The sequence below is a fragment of the Candidatus Firestonebacteria bacterium RIFOXYD2_FULL_39_29 genome, from assembly GCA_001778375.1.
Taxonomy (GTDB): Bacteria; Oederibacteriota; D2-FULL-39-29; order D2-FULL-39-29; family D2-FULL-39-29; genus D2-FULL-39-29.
The window spans coordinates 19,005-38,750 of sequence record MFGV01000001.1 but is presented as its reverse complement, the minus strand read 5'-3'; the positions used below and the strand labels follow the sequence as shown (position 1 = coordinate 38,750).

Below are 19,746 nucleotides of genomic sequence, written 5' to 3'. Positions count from 1 at the left end.
AGCTCCTTAAATGGCTTTGAAAGGAAATGCGTTATTTGCCCAATCCGGCGGACCTACGGCTGTCATTAATAGCAGTATCTCGGGAGCAATTCAAGAAGCTTCAAAACATAAAGAAATCACGGCAATGTATGGCTCAATTAACGGGATTTTGGGTGTTCTAAACGAGAATATGATTGACTTGAATAAAGAAACCAAGAGAAATATTGAGTTGCTTCGTGTTACTCCTTCCTCTGCGTTAGGTTCTTCCAGACATAAGCTTAAAAATGATGATGACTTTGAAAAACTTCTGAAGGTTCTAGAGGCTCACAATATCCGCTACTTTTTCGTGGCCGGCGGAAATGATTCGATGGATACGGCAAATAAAGTTCATAAGCTTGCCGTTTCAAAAAAGTATGAACTCAGAGTTATGGGGCTTCCAAAGACCGTTGATAATGACTTGGCAGTGACTGATCATTGCCCGGGATACGGTTCTGTTTCAAGATGGTTGGCAATGGCTGTTAGAGATGCAGGTCTTGATACCGAGGCTATATATACTTCAGACACTATTAAGGTTATCGAGACAATGGGCAGGAACGCCGGCTGGATTACTGCTTCTACTGCGCTTGCAAGACTAAAAGAAAACGATGCGCCGCACATTATACTTTTACCCGAAGTGCCTTTTAATCAGGATAAATTTCTTTCAACACTGGACAAAGTCTATAAAAAACTCGGCTTCGCGGTTATAACTTGCTGTGAGGGCTTGAAAGATGAAAAAGGAGAGTATTTAACTTCTTCAAAAAGGTCTATTGATACAGATAAGTTCGGACATAAACAGCTTGGAGGAGTAGGTGAAACTCTTGTTTCCATCATAGCTGAAAATATGAAAATAAAAGCCCGCTGCGATAAGCCGGGGACGATTCAAAGAGTATCCGGAATGGCTCAATCTAAAGTTGATCAGGAAGAAGCTTTTGTTTCAGGCACAATGGCCGTAAGGCATGGAATAGAAGGAAAGAGCGGTATGATGGTAACGCTTGTCAGAGATTCAGAGGATCCGTATAAATGTTCTACCGGAGTTTCCGATTTAGATAACATCGCAAATAAAGAACGTAAAGTCCCCCAGGACTTTATCAGTACTGATGGAATGTATATTACAGGTAAGTTTATTAAATATGTTACTCCTCTTATCGGCGGACAATTACCTGAATATGCAAGGCTTGAAAAGAATTTTATTGCAAAAAAACTTTAATAACCGGAGGAAATTATGAAAGAATTATGGCATGGATATGCAGATCTCGGACTTATTCATTCAATGGCTTTTCCGGCAACGGGTAAGGGTGACGGTCCTTTTGCAGAAACTTTGAAAACTATATCAATTGACTCGTTCTTCGGCGCAGTAGAAATCAGAAGGCCTCTAAATATTGAAATAAAGGAAAAAGCCCGGAAGGTAACAGATGTTTCCGGTATCAGGGTTATAATGGCCGGCCAACCGCCGTTACTCGCAGGCAAACTGAATCTAAACGCAGAAAATGCTGATGAAAGAAAAAAAGCAATAGAAGACGTAAAGAAAACTATAGATGATGCGGTGTATTTTAATGCGGAAAAAGTTATTGTCCTTTCCGGTCCTCATCCGGGAGCAGAAAAAAAAGAAGTTGCCGTAAAACTTTTGATTGAATCTTTAAAAGAACTATCTGCTTACGCGAAATCAAAAGATAAAATATTTTCTCTTGAAACGTTTGATGAAACTATTGATAAAAAATGCCTTATCGGTGTTTCCAAAGAATCAGTAAAAGTAGCGGAAGAAGTTAAAAAATCATACAGTAATTTCGGGCTTACCATTGATCTTTCGCATTTGCCGCTTTTAAACGAAAAATCCGAATATTCTTTATCCACTGTTAAAAGTTGTCTTAATCATGTTCACGTCGGCAATTGCTATATGAAGGATAAAACAAATCCGGCTTATGGTGATGTACACCCGAGATTTGGTTATCCGGGCAGTGAGAATGATGTGCAGGCATTGGCAGAGTTTATTAAAGCGCTCTTTAAAGTTGGTTATCTTAAAGATACGGCAAGTGCTAAACCGCCGGTTGTTTCTTTTGAAGTGAAACCTGTGGGAGATGAAGATCCGGAAGCGGTAATAGCTAACGCAAAACGCGCCTGGAAAAATGCTTGGGCTTTGGTATAAGGGGGAATAATGTATCAGGGTAAAAATGAAACACCGGATATAAAAAAACTTGAAGAACGCACGGTAAATATAAGAAGGAGTATTCTTATTGCTTTAAATGCGGCCGGGTCGGGTCATCCAGGCGGTTCTCTTTCAATGGTGGAGTTTCTTACGGCACTTTATTTTGCCGAACTAAGACACGATCCTAAAAATCCTAAATGGGAAAAGAGGGATAGAGTTTTTCTTTCTAAAGGGCATGCTGTACCCGGACTTTATTCCGTACTTGCAGAAGCTGGATATTTTCCTAAAGAAGAGTTAATAACGCTTAGAAAACTTCACAGCCTTCTTCAAGGACATCCTCACAGTGCAAAAACACCCGGTATAGAGATTTCTGCGGGATCCCTGGGGCAGGGGCTTGGAGCAGCCAACGGTGCGGCTTTAGGGCTCAGACTTGACGGAAGTGATTCCAGAGTGTTTTGTATTCTGGGGGACGGTGAACTTCAGGAGGGCTCTGTTTGGGAAGCGATAATGACTTCGGCGCATAGAAAACTTGACAATATTGTTGCCTGGGTGGATTATAATAATTTACAAATAGACGGGACAGTGGAAGAAGTAAAAGGATTGGCGCCGCTTGCTGAAAAATTTAAAGCGTTTAACTGGCATGTTATAGAGATAGACGGACATTCTATAGAAGCCCATTTGAAGGCGTTTAAAGAAGCTAGAGTAACTAAAGGTAAGCCGACCGTAATTATCGCAAAAACAGTAAAAGGTAAAGGGGTCTGCTTTATGGAAAATAAAGTAGAATGGCACGGAGTTGCTCCAAACAACGAACAACTCGAAGCAGCTCTAAAAGATCTTTGCGTGGTAAATGGGCCGTCAAAACAACAAGTTGAAAATGCAGAAGCTTAATAATAACCCGTAAAATTGCGGGTTATTACAAAATGAGATAAAAATTTCCTGATGCTGCCTGCAAGGCTGTGTTAAGGAAAAAAGAAAAGGAGGAATTAAAATGATAGGAAGTATAGTCTCACAACTTGGTCAGCTTGTTATGAGCGCAAGTGAAGCTAGCCTCGTGCTGCCTGAATTCGGGCCGCATGAAAATAGGGTGCTTTTCTATGTGTTTTGCGCCGCACTTATTGCACTGCTTTATGGTGTAATACTTGTAGTAAAAGTAATGAGGCAGCCGGCAGGTCCGAAAGCCCTGACGGACGTTGCAGATGCCATAGAACAGGGTTCAATGGCGTATCTTAAACAACAGAGCAAAATAATGGGTATATTTGTTTTAATTGTTTTTGTAACTCTGCTTTCTATGTACTACTATGGTACCTTTAGGGATGATCCAAAAAGAATGGAGCTTTCATGGGGTATAGCCGTGGCATTTGTTGCCGGAGTTATTTGCTCCTATGGCGCAGGCTTTGTAGGGATGAAACTTGCGGTGAAAGGCAATGTCCGTACTGCAAACGCAGCCCTGACAAGTTTCTCAAAATGTTTAAGAGTCTCCTTTGATGCCGGTGCTGTTTCAGGAATGTTCACCGTTGGTTTTGGTCTTCTTGGAGCAACTATTATTTTCGTGTTGTTCAAACAGGATGCAATGAAAGTCTTAATCGGTTTTGGTTTTGGCGGTTCGCTTGCAGCGCTCTTTATGAGAGTCGGCGGCGGTATCTATACTAAAGCGGCTGATGTAGGGGCTGACTTGGTCGGTAAAGTTGAAGCTGGTATTCCGGAAGATGATCCGAGAAATGCCGCAACTATTGCCGATAATGTCGGTGATAACGTCGGGGATTGTGCCGGTATGGCTGCAGATATGTTTGAATCCTATGAAGTTACTCTTGTCGCCGCAATTATTCTTGCAGCGTCGTTAGGAGGGGATAAAGCATTACCCTTTATCATGTTTGCCCTTCTTATAAGAGCATTAGGTGTATTTACTTCAATTATAGGAACCTGGTTTGTTAGAGGAAATGATAAAGCAAAAGTTTTTGATCCGATGAAACCGATCATTATAGGTTACTGTGTATCCGCAGCTTTATCGATAATGGGCTTCTTTGCTCTTTCTCATAAAATGTTCTATGACGGCGGAGCCAGCTGGCTTTGGGTTAAATTGGCGCTTATTACCTCAATAGGTATTTTGCTGGCGGTAGCCACTCTTATCCTTACGAATATATTTACTCATCCGGATAAGAGAGCAGTTACCGAAACGGCAATTGCGACAAAAACCGGGCCGGCCACTCTTATACTTAACGGGCTTGCGGAAGGGATGGAATCGTCTGTATGGGCAATAGTTCTGATTTGCGGTACCATTGTCAGCTCTTTAGTTATTTTTAAAGGTGATCCCGGCATGGCCGCTTTCGGTGTTGCGCTTTCCGGACTCGGGCTTCTTGCTACCACAGGGTTTGTACTTGCCATGGATACTTTTGGTCCTATCACTGACAATGCGCACGGTATATTTGAAATGTCAAAGATAAAGGCAACTAAAGCTTCTGAAACACTTGCATGGATGGATGCTATCGGGAATACAACAAAAGCTCTCACAAAAGGTCTTGCAATAGCGACAGCGGTGATAGCTGCGACTGCTCTTTTCAGATCTTACATTGATGAGGCCAAACTTGTAGCGACAGGTATTCAGATTAATATTCCGGAGATATTTGTAGGTTTAATGATCGGAGCTGCGGTACCTATGTTATTCTCTTCTTTTATGTTAAAAGCAGTCGGAAGAGCAGCTTTCTTAGTCGTTCAGGAAGTCAGAAGGCAGTTTAAAATGCATCCCGGGATTATGAAAGGTAAAGAGTTGCCGGAATACGGTCCTTGTGTTGCTATTGTTACTGAAGCCGCGCAAAGAGAGCTTGTGGGACCCGGAATTCTTGCGGTAGCTACTCCGGTTCTGGTTGCTTATACTTTAGGTGTCGGCGCTCTTGGCGGATATCTTGTGGGAACCATTGTAATGGGACAGCTGCTGGCTGTGTTTATGTCTAATACCGGCGGGCTCTGGGACAATGCGAAAAAGAAAATTGAAGACGGTTTTATGGGCGGAAAGGGAACTGATTCTCATAAAGCAGCAGTTATAGGAGATACAGTCGGAGACCCGTTTAAGGATACAGCAGGTCCGGCAATTAATCCTATGATTAAAGTTATGAATCTTGTAGCTATTATTCTGGCTCCTATAGCTCCGGCAGCGGTAATTTCCATGAGTGATGCAGATTTTGGAAAAAAAGTTATTATTGCTCTGGTATGTTTAGCAGCTCTTGGTTATGCGTTTGTTGCAAACAGGCGCGGTTCGCTGCTTAACAAAGAAGTAGCCTCAGCAGGAAAAAAATCTAAATCGAAAAAGAAATAAGTTTTAAATATAGCTACCCCGTGCTTTAACCGCGGGGTAGTATATATTTTTGAAGGCAGAAAAATGAATTATTGCTTTTGATTGTGAAAAACGGGTTATATTGAAAATCTGCTTTCAAAAATGTAAATGGATAAAATGCTTAGGCATCTGCTTAGAGAAATGAAATCCAATGCATGGCCCAGTATGACTAAAAATACATAACAAAGAGGAGCAATAATATGTCCAGTCGTAAAATAGATGTAACCATAGTCGGCGGGGGAATGATCACGGCTGTTCAAATACTTCCTTCCATTTATCAGCTTCAGCGTAAAGGACTTGTCGGAAATATCGATATAGTTGCGTTAAATGGTGCGCCTTTAAAAGCGCTCGGGGAAAATGGGATGCTTTGTAAGTCTTTTCCGGGGCAGTCTTTTAATTCTTATCCTGACTATAAAAAAGGCGATCTTACAAATAATTATCCTGATCTGTTCAAGGATGTAATAAAAAAAATGAAACCGGGTAATTTTGTTTTTGTGGCTATGCCGGATCAGCTGCATTATATGGTCATAAAAGAAGCCTTAAAAAACAATCAACATGTATGTAGTGTTAAACCGTTAGTATTAAAATACAAAGAAGCTAAGGAAATAGAAGAAGAAGCTCTTTCAAAAGGTTTATTTGTTGGCGTGGAATATCATAAAAGGTTTGATGACAGAGGTCTTATAGCCCGGCGCAGGTATCAAAACGGTGAGTTTGGAGAGTTTAGGATAGGGCAGGCGCATCTTATTGAGCCCTGGTATTACAGACATTCGAATTTTCAAAATTGGTGTACTTTAAAGAATTCCGATGCTTTTTCTTATGTAGGCTGTCATTATATTGACTTAGTGGCTTTTATTACCGGGCTCCTTCCGGTAGAAGTCTCGGTATATGGAATTCCTGATAAGTATCCCAACGGTAATGAAGGTTTTCTCTGGACTGACGGCCGGGTGCTCTGGAATAATGGAGCCTGCTTAAATGTGGTCAACGGTTTTGGCTATCCTGATCAGGGTCCGGGCGGAAATACCCAGGGAATGGTTCTTCATACACAAAATAAGGATATGGGCGGAATGATATCCCACTCTGACCAGTTCAGAGGGGTTAAACATTCCGTACTGACGAAGGGAAATGATCCTGATGATAAATTTTATTATGAGACCAATCCTGAATACTTTCAGATGGTTTATCACGGAGGGGAAGGTTATGAGCCGGTAGGGTATGGCTATAGATCAATAGAAGCTAATATTTTATCTGCTCTAAGGGTGGAAGAGGGGAAGAGTACAGAAGAAAAGAAAAATATAATCATGAAAATAGATAAAGAAGGTGTAGTTGCCACTCCGGCTAACAGTTATTATAATGAACTGGTGATGGAGGCCGGCAGGCTCTCTATTATGAACGGGGGAAAGCCTGCGGTAATAGAATACGGAAAGGATCCGAAAGTCAGGTTTAAGCTTGATTCGGAATACAAAAAATACTCTTAATATGCAAAAAACTGATTACACGAAATACAAGCTAAAGAGTAAAGAAGAGATACTGGAGATACTTGCAGGACAAGAAAGAATTTATATCATCTCTTGTAATAAATGCTTTAATGAATTTGCCCTGGATGTTGAACCAGAAACTGCTGAGTTAAATAAACTCCTCAATGAATCCGGAAAAACCACGGTAGGATTTATGCACATGGATTTCCTCTGTAATGAATATCTTACCGGTAAGTTATTAAAAAATGTAATGCAGGATATTAATAATGCGGATGCAGTTGCTGTTATCTCTTGCGGGGTAGGTGTTCAAACCGTTGCCGGACAGCTAAATATTCCTGTGTTGACTGTTTGTGATTCCGTCTTTCAAGGCGGCTTTCACGGGATTACCTTAGGTGTGGAAAAATGCGGTGCCTGCGGGGAGTGTTATCTCAGTGTTACCGGAGGCATATGCCCTGTTGTGGATTGCAGTAAGGGATTAATTAACGGGCCCTGCGGCGGTGCAAAAAAAGGCAAGTGTGAAGTATCAAAAGAAAAAGATTGTGCCTGGGAAAATATTTATAATCGTTTAGCCTGTCAAAATCGTCAAAATATATTTATTGAACAGTTGCCAAAACTGCGAAATTATAATAAAAACAGTGCAGACTTTGTTGATTCCTATGTCAAATTCATACAGGCAAAGAGAAATGAAGGTTTCTACGGCGGAATATATCCTGAGGAAAGAAAAGAACTTACCGCAAAAATAGCCATTGAGAAGATATCTCCTCCCGAATATGTTTATATCCCTCTTCAGCAGCATGCCGGCGTAATATGTGAACCATTTGTAAAAATAGGTGATAGAGTTAAAGTCGGACAGAAAATAGGCGATTCAAAAGCGATGGTTACAGCTTTTGTTCATTCCGGTGTCTCAGGAGAAGTTATTTTTGTGGAACCGCGAAAACATCCTTTGCTTCCTTTTGACGTTTTAACAATTGGCATAAAAAATGACATGAAAAACGAACAGGATCCTTCTATTATTCCAAAAGGGACTCTTGAGAGCTGCTCGAAAGAAAGTATAATTTCTGCAATAAAAAATGCCGGTATTGTCGGGATGGGAGGGGCGCAGTTCCCCTCGCATATAAAATTGAGCTCAAACAAACCCGTGGACACTATTTTGTTGAATGGCTGTGAATGCGAACCTCTGCTTAATGCTGATTTTAGATTGATGGTTGAGAGACCCGGGAAAGTCCTCATGGGATTTAAGCTGCTTATGAAAGCTGCAGGTGTTAAAAAAGGAATTATTGCTGTAGAGGATAATAAACCTGAAGCGCTGGAAGCTCTTAAAGAAAAGTGTAAAGCAGAAACATCTGTTGAAATAGTTTCGGTAAAAACTAAATATCCTGAAGGCGCAGAGAGAATGCTTATAAAAAGGATTTTGGGACGGGAAGTTCCTCTTGGCGGTCTTCCTTTGGATGTCGGTGTAATAGTAAATAATATTGGAACGGCTTGTGCTGTATACGATTCAATATATTCAGGAATGCCGCTTGTCAGCAGAGTAGTTACAGTAGCAGGTGAAGGTGTTTCTAAACCCGGGAACTATGAAGTACCTATAGGAATGCTTGTATCTGATATAATCAAGGTCTGCGGTATAAAAGTACCTGAAAAATTCGAACTTAAAATGGGCGGAGCCGTAATGGGCTTTACTCAAAATGATTATGAAGTGCCAGTAATTAAAGGTACAAACGGTATTGCGGTAGTTCAAAAGAAAGATGATCTGACGGAAGAACCTTGTATTAAATGCGGCAGATGCGTTAATGTTTGCCCGATGGAGCTGAAACCGCATAAACTTGTTTTCTATGCCAAAGCTGAAAATTGGGTTAAAATAGAAAAAGAAGGCATAATGAATTGCATCGAGTGCGGTTGCTGCGAGGAGATTTGTTCTTCTAAATCACATATGGTCGAAATATTTAAAAAGTCAAAGAAAATGCTGCGGGAGATAAAAAAGTAATGTTGATCACTCAAGTTAAAAAGAAAGAAGAAATTCTGCCTTTTCTTAAAGGTGAAATATTATTGATCGCTTGTTTTGGCTGTAAAGAAGTTCATTTTGCGGAAAAAGAATATGAAACGCTCAAGGAAGAGCTAAAAGCTGCCAAATTGAATATATCCGGCGAGATAAAATTGGACTACTTGTGCAATGAAGAGTATACAAGAAAGAGATTAGACATTCATAAAAATGAAATTACAGCGGCAGTATCGGTAGTTATATTTTCCTGCGGAGTAGGTGTTCAGACTTTTGCCGGTCTGCTTCCTGATAAAGTAGTTCTTTCCGGTTGTGACACATTTTATGTCCCGGGTTTCTCAGGATTTACACCTTCTTCTTGCGATTGCGAGCAGTGCGGAGAATGCATGTTGGGATATACTGTCGGGATATGTCCTGTAACAGCATGCTCCAAGGGACTTTTAAATGGTCAATGCGGCGGAGCGAAAAATGGAAAGTGCGAAGTTTCAAAAAATAAAGAATGCGGCTGGGAAAGAATATTTAACAGGATGTTGGCTATAAATGAAAGTGACAAAAATTTAAAAGAAATGATCAGTATCCGCGATTACAAGAAAAGTCAGTAAAGAAATTTACGAATTACGATTTACAATTGACAATTTGAGGTAAACGGACAAAAGCATCCGTTAAATGTTTAAAAGAAAATAAGTTATAAATATAATCGCCAACGGTTTATGGTTGGCGTTCATTAATTAGTAATTCAGACTGTGTCGCAATGTAGTTGCCTGATTCATCAGGCGCAATAGGTACGCTCGATGAATCGAGCAACTACAACCTATTGTGGTACGTCAGATCGAAAATGTAATTGCGACACAGTCTGCATTAGCCATTAGTACTTAGTAATTATTATTTGGAAGGAGGCTTTATGAGATTTACTGAAATCACAAAAATGGGGAGGTTTGTTGTTACCTCTGAACTTGGACCGCCTAAGGGTTTTCATATAGAGAAAGCTCTTCATGAGGCCGGAGTTGTTTGGCCTTATGTTCATGCAATTAATGTTACGGATAATCAATCTTCAGTCATGCGACTTGGCGGATTGGCTATGTGTAAAGCTCTAAAAGAAAAAGGCATTGAGCCGGTATTTCAGGTTACCTGCAGAGACAGGAACCGTTTAGCTTTGCAATCAGATATTCTCAGCGCTGCTTTGTTTGGAATAGAAAACCTGTTACTCCTCACGGGAGATCATACTACTTTAGGTGATCATAAAGATGCAAAGCCCGTATTTGATCTGGATTCGGTGTCCTTAGCTTATATGGTAAAACAACTGGAAGAAGGCAAGGATCTGGCAGGGAATGCTTTGGAAGGCGAACCCCCCAGGTTTTGTAAAGGTGCAGTTGTATCTCCGTGCGCGGAGCCTCTGGATCCTCAGCTCTTTAAAATGGAGAAGAAAATAAATGCTGGTATTGAATTCTTTCAGACTCAGGCAGTGTATGAAGTTGATAAGTTTGAAAAGTTCATGAAAAGAGTAAAGCAGTTTGGGGTGCCTGTTTATGTCGGAATCGTTGTGCTTAAAGGTGCCGGAATGGCAAAGTTTATGAATGAGAATGTAGCAGGCATTCATGTCCCGGACAATTTAATCGAAGAATTAAAGAAAGATAAAGAAAAGACCAAGTCAGGTCAAACAGGTATTGAAATATCTGCAAGATTAATAAAAGATTTAAAGCCTTACTGCCAGGGTGTACATTTGATGCCTTTAGGCTGGGATGATAAAGTCCCAAAAATTCTTGAACTATCGGGAGTTAAGGCGGAAAAAGACTTATGATAAATGAATATCTTGCAGTTTTTATATTTTTTGTTATAGCTCTGGGTTTTACTGTCGGAGGTCTGGTGACTGCATTCCTGGTCAGGGATTCAAAGCCCGGCTACGAGAAAGAAACTACTTATGAATGCGGTGAGGAACCTGTTGGCGGAGCTTGGATTCAGTTTAACATGAGATATTATTTTTTTGCAATACTTTTTGTTATTTTTGATGTGGAAGTAATATTCCTTTATCCCTGGGCTGTAGTTTTTAAGGAGCTTGGATTATTTGCGTTTATAGAAATGACCTTATTCCTTGGTATTTTAATCCTGGGTCTCGTGTATGCCTGGAAAAAAGGATATTTGCAGTGGGAGTAAGATAATCTGAAATATTAGGAAGATAAATGATAAAACTTAAGAGAATTAACGGAGCTGAGATCCTGGTAAATGTTGACCTGATAGAAATAGTTGAGCATCATGGTGATACTATCATTCATCTGACAAATGGCAATAAGATAGTAGTGAGTGATTCTCTGGAAAGTTTGCAGAAGGCAATAATTGAGTATAAAAAGGCAATTTATGAGAAAAATTAGCCTTGGTAAGTCTCTGATAAAAAAGAGGCTGAGACAAAAGCTTAAGAAAATAAGATCGCTTCAAAAACCCTCAGTTATCAACTGTAAAAGCAAGGTAATAATGAAAAAACTCTTCTCTCTTCCTGAATTCAAAAAAGCCAAAAAAGTAATGTTTTATGTGTCTTTTAATAATGAGGTGTTTACGCATAGAATGATAAGTAAAGCGTTAAAAATAAAAAAAGAAATATTTGTACCTCTAGCTGACATTAAGAATAGACGGCTAAGTGTAGTCAGGATAAGGGAATTTCCCGACAGTCTTGAGAGGTCTAAATATGGCATTCTTGAGCCAAAGAAAGGATGTAAGGGGCTATTTCGCGGTCGTAATATGGATATAATCATTGTTCCGGTTGTTGGTTTTGATTGCGATGGAAATAGGCTTGGATATGGCGGCGGTTTTTATGACCGTTTTTTAAAAAAAATGAAGGCAATTAAGGTCGGACTTGCTTTTAATTTTCAACTGCTTAAAAGTATTCCGAATGAAAAGAATGACCAGAGATTGGATATTATAATAACGGAAAAAAGAGCATTTAAGTCATGTCTGTAATTTAATCTGTTGTTCACTTCTTTGAAGAAATCAGACGTTATATTGATTGTAATGAATTTTAAGTGTATAATATAATAATTAATTAAATTTAGGAGGTTTAGTGAAAAAGCAAGTTATATATGTAAAGTTTTTTATTTATATTCTCGCGGCAATAATAACATTACCTGGTATTATTCTTGCGGAAAATAATAAAAGTAACGATAAAGTAGTACTTAAAATATGGCGTATTCCAAGAAAAGATGTTAGATCGGCATACATGCGTGCTGAGAGACAGGTATATGAAAGGTTTCTTGAGTTAAATCCTGATCTTGAATTAAAAGCGGCTGCAGGTATTGCTATGGCGGGTATGGATTCTGCTGATTCTGTAAGCATGGCCTTAGCCGGCGGAACCGCTCCTGATGTTATGCTGAGTTATTTAAGGAAAAGTACGACTTATATTGATCAAGGGTTATATTTGCCTTTGGACGGGTATTTTTCAAATGAAGAGATTAGTAAATTCCATCCTAAAATAATGCCGGCTATAATGCAAAAAGGTCCTCCTGACGGGAAAGAGCATTTATATCTTATTCCAATTGGAGCTCCACTGATAATGGCAATGCAATATCGAAAAGATGTTTTTGCAAAAGCCGGACTTGATCCAAAGAAGCCGCCAAAGAACTGGGAAGAGTTTATAGAGTATTCAAAAAAAATGTATGACCCTGATAAAGGTATCTATGGGTATGCGGGACCTACGGGAGTTGAAGCCGGTTGGCATTTCTTTAATTTTATTTATCAGGCCGGCGGTGACATTGTTGCTAAAAATGAAAAAGGCGAGTGGCAGGCTGTATATAACAGTAAAGAAACTATTATGGCATTAAAATTCTATCAGCGACTTTTCCATGAAGAGTTTATAAAAAACGGTAAAAAGTATAAGGGTGTTGTTTTTAGAGGTTCTTCTACGGAAATTACCAGAGCTATGTCTGAAGGCAGAATAGGAATGAGCTTTAACTATATTGATGAACAGAAACTCTTTCCTCCGGGCGCAAATACGGAATTGTATGAAATTGCACCTTTACCTGTTGGTCCGACAGGTAAAGGAGGCGGAGAGTTTAACCAGGATATGCTTGGAGTGAATTCTCAGGTTAAAGATCCCCGGGTTTTTGATGCTGCTGTAAGATATCTTAAATATATGAGCAGTGAAGAACCAAAAAGAATCAGTACAGGAATATTGGTTGAAGAAGGTTTGGGCAGGTTTTTGAATCCAAAATATCTTAAGAGTTTTGGTTATAGTGATTTACTTGAAGATGCCAATCCACAATGGATAAAAGTAAACGAAGAAGCATTTAAATACGCACATCCCGAGCCTTATGGCAAAAACTGTGATATGATTTATAGTGAGCTTTCGGTAGTACTTGATAAAATTCAGAGTAATCCGAATGTTGATATTGCAGCAGAACTGGCAATAGCTGAAAAGCATACTAATGAGCAATTGCTTGGGAAACTGGAAGAGAAGGAACGGAAAAACAGGACTGCCAAAGTCTGGATTGTTCTTTTCGTAATTGCTGTTGTTTTTTCCTATTTTGGAATCAGGGCGTTTAGAATATTTAAGGAAATGTCAAAACCAAATGCTGTGAATTATCAGAAGACAAGTTTCAGAAATCATATGTTTGCCTGGCTTTTTATGGGTATTGCTGTAATTACTGTACTGATGTGGTCATACTTTCCTGTTGGCAGCGGTTTGCTGATGGCCTTTCAGAATTATAAAATAGTCGGAAACAGTGAATGGATAGGTCTTGGTAATTTCATTCAATTATTTTGGCAGCCTATTTTCTGGCAATCAGTAGTGAATACTGTTTTTTACGTTGTTCTGACATTAGCACTTGGTTTTTTTGCTCCAATAATACTGGCTTTGATATTTAATGAGATACCAAGGGGTTCTTTGTTTTTCAGAATGATATTTTACCTTCCGACTGTAACTAGCGGCATAATAGTCCTTCTCCTTTGGAAACAGTTTTACGAGCCTAGTCAGGCAGGTTTATTCAACAAACTTCTTGCTGCTGTTAATCTTCCGGGTCAGATGTGGCTTTTTGACTCAAAACTTGCGATGCTCTGCATTATCATTCCCGGTATCTGGGGTGGGGTAGGAGCGGGAAGTGTTTTTTATCTTGCAGCATTAAAAAATGTTCCCGAAGAATTGTATGAATCTTCATCCATAGACGGAGCCGGGATATGGGGTAAATTAAGGCATGTTACATACCCTACTTTGAGTATGCTGCTTATAATAAATTTTGTGGGTGCATTCATAGGAGCTTTTAATGCAACTTCAAATATTTTAGTAATGACAGGCGGAGGCCCTGCAAATGCTACGCATGTTATAGGTCTTGAGATATTTTATAATGCTTATGTATATCTCAGGTTTGGATATGCGACAGCTATTGCCTGGGTTTTGGGAAGCTTTTTGGTAGGCTTTACTGTACTGCAATTACGGATATTGCGCGATGTCAGATTTACGACTGTAAATAAACTATAGGCTGGAGGGTTTAAAATGCCTTTAATAGATTCAGTGGGCAGAAAGAGTCCAAAAACGATTTTTATTTTTGCTCTTTTATACTTATTTTTAATTTTAGGCGGTATTACCATGGTTTATCCGTTTTTGCTTATGTTGGCGGGATCGACAACAAATGAAGTTGATTATATGGAATATCGTGTTATACCAAAATATTTTTACAATGAAGAGTATTTATTTAAAAAGTATGTTTCAGATAAATATACCGCCACGAATCCGAGTCTTGACTTGTTTAACCACAGAGCATCGGAATATTATCTCAGGTTTCAAGATGTTAAAATTCCGAAATATTCAGGAATAGATGTTCGAAAAGTAAGATCTGATTGGGAAGAATACATGACAGAATTACCTGCTCAATACAAAGCAATGGGGTTTCGCGTCGTAGGTTCTGCCACCGGAAGGGCGGAACGTCTTTATCGAGAATATATTGAAAATAAATACAAGGATATTAAAATAGTAAATAAAAAATATGCTATGGAAAATGAAGATTTTACCAGGTTGAGAAGCCCTTTTGAAAGACTTGATGATAGGGGTTTTAAATATGAAGACAGTTTATTGGTCAAGGAGTATTTGGAATTTAAGAGTCAGCTGCCAAATAATTATCTGTATCCTGTTTTAATAGAAGGTAATTTTCAGCTATATTTAATACGTAAATATAATAATATTTCTTTTTTTAATGAAAAATACAAGTCAAACTATAAAAAGTTCAGTGAGATACTATTCTCAGGTACGATAGCAGGTACAAAAATAAAGGAAGATTGGGAGTATTTCGCAAAATCAAGAGTACCTTTGATCTATTTCAAACTTGATGAAAGAACTGATTCGATATATCGCAGATATTTAGAAAAAAAATACAAGAAAATTGAGAAACTTAATATTATATATTTTCCGTCTAATCCTAAGGGAGGATACAAATCTTTCAAGGAGTTAAGAATAAAAGATAACTATGAAAATGAGGTAAATAATAAGATATTCCCTGATATATTGGAGATGATAAAAGATAAAGAAACAGCATTTCCTGCATCATATATCAAAATACAAACAAGTGAATTAAAATTCAGGGAATTTGCGGAGAAGAAGTACAAAAATATTAGTGATTATAATAAAGTGTATACATCTTCGTATAAAACTTTCGAAGAAATTAGAATTCCTTGTGAATTGAACGATTGGTTTGATTTGAAGGAAAATCCCGGAAAAATCAGAATGAACTTTATTACCAGAAATTATAAGGAAGTATCTGAGTACATTCTTCTGCATGGAAGAGCTGTGATTAATACTGCTATCTTTTGCTTTATTATAATATTCACAACACTCACGGTTAATCCGATGTGCGCATATGCGCTTTCAAGGTTCAGCCTGTCATATAGTAACAAGGTTTTGATATTTTTGCTTGCAACAATGGCTTTTCCTGCAGAAGTGGCAATGATACCTAATTTTTTAATGCTAAAGAAACTGCATATGTTAAATACATATTGGGCTTTGGTATTGCCGGGACTGGCGAGTGGTTATAGTATATTTATTCTCAAGGGATTCTTTGACAGCTTGCCCAAGGAATTCTATGAAGCCGCTCAGATGGATGGAGCAGGTGAGATGAAAATATTCTGGGATATTACACTGCCATTGGCTAAGCCTATACTTGCATATCTGGCACTGGGAGCATTTGTGGGAGCTTATACGGCCTTTATGTTTGCTTTACTTGTGTGTCAGGACCCAAGTATGTGGACTATTATGGTATGGTTGTATGAAATGCAGATTTGGGCATCTCCGTCTTTACTAATGGCCGCTCTTGTAGTATCAGCTATACCTACTTTATTTATCTTTGGTTTTGCACAAAGAGTAATAATGAGAGGTGTTATTATCCCTGTGCAGCATTAGTTAACTGAAAACTAGGTTGACAAATCAGGATTTATATAATATAATATTATAAGTAAAGGTAAGGTGTATATGGGAATGTTTTATTTCATAGGGTTTTTAGAATTGGATAAAATTTACAAATCAGAAGAGAATTCTGTTTTTGTTTATAGAAATTCTGTCTTTTTAGCATCTGCTAAAAATAAAAAGCTTTGTTTGTTCAGGAAAAGCGGACAGAATTTAACCTATTCGAAATAATCTTTCCTATTAATACCTAATACAAACCTTTCAAAGCGTTCTTATTTTTCAAATGAGGAGGAAACCTACATGAATATTACTACAATATTGATTATAGTGTTTAGTAGTGCAGTAATGGCTGTATTAGGTATTGTTATTGGCTGGATGATACGGAAAAAAACGTCAGAAGACAAGATTGCATCGGCTGAACAAGTTGCAAAAAAGTTGTTGACTGACGCCGAAAAACAAGTGGAGGCAAAGAAGAAAGAAGCTATTATTGAAGCTAAAGAAGAGCTGTATAAGGCAAAGCAGCAGTTTGAGTCGGAAACCAAGGAAAGACGCGTTGAAATTCAAAACCTTGAAAAACGACTGGTTCAGAGGGAAGAACATGTTGATAAAAAAGTAGATCTATTAGATCAGAAGGAAAAAGAGTATAAGACCAGAGAGAATGAGCTTATTCAAAAAGATAAAATATTAAAGGATAAAGACGATAAGTTAAACAAAATGATTGAGGATGAGCGGGTAAAACTTGAAAAGATATCAGGATTAACTACAGAAAGTGCGAAAAAAATGCTTCTTGAGATGTTGGAAAAACAGGCTCATCATGATGCGGCCGCTATAATTAAGCGTATTGAAGATGAAGCAAAAGAAGAAGCTGAAAAGAAAGCAAAGAAGATTATTTCTCTTGCTATACAGCGTTGTTCAATTGATCATACAGTAGAATCAACTGTTTCGGTTGTTCCTCTTCCAAATGAGGAAATGAAAGGCCGTGTTATCGGAAGAGAAGGGCGTAATATTAGGGCGCTTGAGGCAGCTACAGGGATAGACGTTATAGTTGATGACACTCCTGAAGCTGTCGTTTTGTCCGGTTTTGACATGGTACGCCGGGAGATAGCCAGGATATCTTTAGAGCGTTTGATATCTGACGGAAGAATTCATCCTACAAGAATAGAAGAAGTTGTAGAAAGAGTTAAAAGTGAAGTAGAAGAAAAAATCAAAGAGACCGGAGAGAGAACGGTTTTGGACATGGGCCTTTCCGGTATTCACCCTGAATTGGTAAGATTGATAGGCCGCTTAAAATATAGAACCAGCTACGGACAGAATATTTTACAGCACTCGATAGAAGTTGCTAATATGGCAGGTATGCTTGCCGGTGAATTAGGTCTTGATACTGTAATGTTTAAACGCGCGGGGTTGTTACACGATATCGGTAAAGCTGTTGACCATGAGATTGAAGGTACACATCCTCAAATAGGTGCCGATCTGGTAAAAAAATACAAAGAAAGTCCCAGAGTTATTTCCGCTGTTGGAGACCATCATGGAGACGATCAATTAAGAACAATAGATGCGATAATTGTTCAGGCTGCCGACTCAATTTCAGGAGCAAGACCCGGGGCAAGGCGTGAATCTTTAGAAACATATATTAAGCGTCTTGAAAAGCTGGAGAATATTGCCGAATCATTTACCGGGGTAAAAAAATCATTTGCGATTCAAGCAGGAAGAGAGATCAGGATTATGGTAGAACATACTGAAATTAATGATTCTCAAGCACTTCAGATCGCAAAAGATATAGCTAAACGTATAGAAGAAGAAGTGGAATATCCGGGACAGGTTAAAGTTACGGTTATCAGGGAAATGCGTGCTTCTGAATATGCTAAGTAAGTCCTCCGCCTAAGGCGTAGAGACTGATGGCACAGATATGAATGAGATATCACAGATAAAATAGCAGATAAAACAAATGGAAGGGATTAAATGAAAATCCTGTTTTTTGGAGATATAATAGGAGAACCGGGAAGAGATGCAATAAAGGTGTTGCTTCCTGATCTTCGGCGTGAGTTTAAACCTGATTTTGTAATTGCTAATGGTGAAAACTCTGCGCATGGTTTTGGAATTACACCAAAGATCTTAGAAGACCTGTTCTCATTTGAAATTGATGTAATCACCTCCGGTAACCATATTTGGGATAAAAAAGAAGTAATGCAGATAATAGACAAAGAACCGAGGTTACTCCGGCCTGCAAATTACCCTCCGGGGGTTGCCGGAATAGGTTTTAAGGTGTATACGGCTGCAAATGGTCTGAAAGTTGGAGTTTTAAATCTTGAAGGAAGGGTTTATCTTTCTAACATTGATTGTCCTTTTCGAACCGCAAAAGAGGCTATTAAAATACTTAAAGCTGAAACAAATATAATTATTATTGATTTCCATGCCGAAATTACTTCAGAAAAAAATGCGCTTGCTTGTTACCTTGATGGTGAGGTCTCCGCAGTTTTTGGGACACATACACATGTTCAAACTGCAGATGAAAGAATACTTCCGGATGGGACAGCTTTTATTACCGACACAGGTATGTGCGGTTCTGCCGATTCTGTAATCGGGATGAAGAAAGAAATAGCACTGCAAAGATTCCTCTATGACATTCCGGTAAGATTTGAGGTTGAAACTAAAAATATTAATGTTAACGGTGTTTTTGTGGAAATAGATGATAATTCCGGAAGAGCGGTCAGCATTACCAGGATTTGCAGAAAGTATCTAAGGGGTTAGGGAGTATATTAGATGATTTTTATTACATTTGAGGGTCCTGAGGGCAGCGGGAAAACTACACAGATTGACTTGCTCGAGTGTCACCTTAAATCTCTCGGTATTTCTGTAGTTAAAACAAGAGAGCCGGGAGGGTCGGAGCTTGCAGAAAAGATCAGAGAACTCCTGCTTGATCCAAAGAATAAAAAAATGTCGGCGGCGGCAGAATTACTTCTTTACCTTGCAAGCCGGGCTCAACATGTAAAAGATAAAATCAAACCTGCTTTAGAAAGCGGTAAAGCTGTAATTTGTGACAGATTTTCAGATTCAACGATGGCTTATCAGGGGTATGCCAGAGGTATTTCAAAACAATTGATAAAAAGTATGAATGATTTTGCTGCTTCGGGATTAAAACCTGATCTTACTTTTTATATGGATATTGATGTCGGACTGGGATTAAAAAGAGCATGCAAAAGATCGGGAAGTAAAGACAGGCTGGAATTGGAAAAATCATCTTTTCATAATAAAGTTCGTAAAGGCTACATTTCTATCGCGAAGAGAGAGCCAAATAGAATAAAAATTATTTGCGGGACTCAGACAATAGAAAAAATATCAGAGCAAGTATTCTTATATGCTGATAAGAAATTAAAAACCGGGGCGTTTAAAAACAAAAGCCGGGTATAATTG

The 19,746-nt window shown here is 38.7% G+C and carries 16 protein-coding genes; all 16 read left to right on the top strand.

Translation table 11 applies throughout. The features are described 5' to 3' along the window. The first annotated feature begins 10 nt into the window (after positions 1-10). The 16 genes from A2536_07500 (at position 11) to A2536_07425 (ending at position 19,743) form a co-directional block, all read left to right on the top strand. On the top strand, positions 11-1,225 hold the full coding sequence (locus A2536_07500; protein ID OGF48474.1) for a hypothetical protein: 1,215 nt from the start codon (positions 11-13) through the stop codon (positions 1,223-1,225). 15 nt (positions 1,226-1,240) lie between these two features. Next, on the top strand, positions 1,241-2,161 hold the full coding sequence (locus A2536_07495) for a hypothetical protein (protein OGF48473.1): 921 nt from the start codon (positions 1,241-1,243) through the stop codon (positions 2,159-2,161). A gap of 9 nt (positions 2,162-2,170) precedes the next feature. Further along, positions 2,171-3,049 (top strand): transketolase, encoded by an 879-nt coding sequence (locus tag A2536_07490; protein ID OGF48472.1) that lies wholly within the window; start codon positions 2,171-2,173, stop codon positions 3,047-3,049. 139 nt (positions 3,050-3,188) lie between these two features. Then, positions 3,189-5,471, top strand: coding sequence for a pyrophosphatase (locus A2536_07485; GenBank protein ID OGF48515.1), 2,283 nt, complete (start codon positions 3,189-3,191; stop codon positions 5,469-5,471). 218 nt (positions 5,472-5,689) lie between these two features. After that, positions 5,690-6,964, top strand: a complete 1,275-nt coding sequence (locus tag A2536_07480; GenBank protein OGF48471.1) for a hypothetical protein — start codon at positions 5,690-5,692, stop codon at positions 6,962-6,964. 667 nt (positions 6,965-7,631) lie between these two features. Beyond that, a complete protein-coding gene (locus A2536_07475; GenBank protein OGF48514.1) occupies positions 7,632-8,948 on the top strand; it encodes a hypothetical protein in 1,317 nt (438 codons plus the stop codon). After that, positions 8,948-9,562 carry a 5,10-methylene tetrahydromethanopterin reductase gene (locus A2536_07470; GenBank protein OGF48470.1) on the top strand — a complete coding sequence of 205 codons (615 nt, stop codon included), beginning with the start codon at positions 8,948-8,950 and terminating at the stop codon, positions 9,560-9,562. The genes A2536_07475 and A2536_07470 overlap by 1 nt, the downstream gene beginning before the upstream one ends. A 299-nt stretch (positions 9,563-9,861) precedes the next feature. Next, entirely contained in the window at positions 9,862-10,758 is an 897-nt protein-coding gene (locus A2536_07465; protein OGF48469.1) for a 5,10-methylenetetrahydrofolate reductase, read from the top strand. Further along, entirely contained in the window at positions 10,755-11,111 is a 357-nt protein-coding gene (locus tag A2536_07460) for an NADH-quinone oxidoreductase subunit A (protein ID OGF48468.1), read from the top strand. The genes A2536_07465 and A2536_07460 overlap by 4 nt, the downstream gene beginning before the upstream one ends. 26 nt (positions 11,112-11,137) lie before the next feature. After that, a complete protein-coding gene (locus tag A2536_07455; protein ID OGF48467.1) occupies positions 11,138-11,326 on the top strand; it encodes a hypothetical protein in 189 nt (62 codons plus the stop codon). A 16-nt stretch (positions 11,327-11,342) separates the two neighbouring features. Continuing rightward, entirely contained in the window at positions 11,343-11,909 is a 567-nt protein-coding gene (locus A2536_07450; protein OGF48513.1) for a 5-formyltetrahydrofolate cyclo-ligase, read from the top strand. A 100-nt stretch (positions 11,910-12,009) separates the two neighbouring features. Then, complete coding sequence (locus tag A2536_07445; GenBank protein OGF48466.1) at positions 12,010-14,418, top strand: hypothetical protein; 2,409 nt, start codon at positions 12,010-12,012, stop codon at positions 14,416-14,418. A 15-nt stretch (positions 14,419-14,433) separates the two neighbouring features. Next, positions 14,434-16,329 (top strand): hypothetical protein, encoded by a 1,896-nt coding sequence (locus tag A2536_07440; GenBank protein OGF48465.1) that lies wholly within the window; start codon positions 14,434-14,436, stop codon positions 16,327-16,329. A gap of 303 nt (positions 16,330-16,632) precedes the next feature. Beyond that, positions 16,633-18,204: a ribonuclease Y gene (locus A2536_07435; GenBank protein OGF48464.1), complete on the top strand. Its 1,572-nt coding sequence runs from the start codon at positions 16,633-16,635 to the stop codon at positions 18,202-18,204. 90 nt (positions 18,205-18,294) lie between these two features. Beyond that, positions 18,295-19,083 (top strand): metallophosphoesterase, encoded by a 789-nt coding sequence (locus A2536_07430; GenBank protein OGF48463.1) that lies wholly within the window; start codon positions 18,295-18,297, stop codon positions 19,081-19,083. Between the two features lie 12 nt (positions 19,084-19,095). Next, positions 19,096-19,743 (top strand): dTMP kinase, encoded by a 648-nt coding sequence (locus A2536_07425; protein OGF48462.1) that lies wholly within the window; start codon positions 19,096-19,098, stop codon positions 19,741-19,743. Positions 19,744-19,746: the final 3 nt, after the last annotated feature.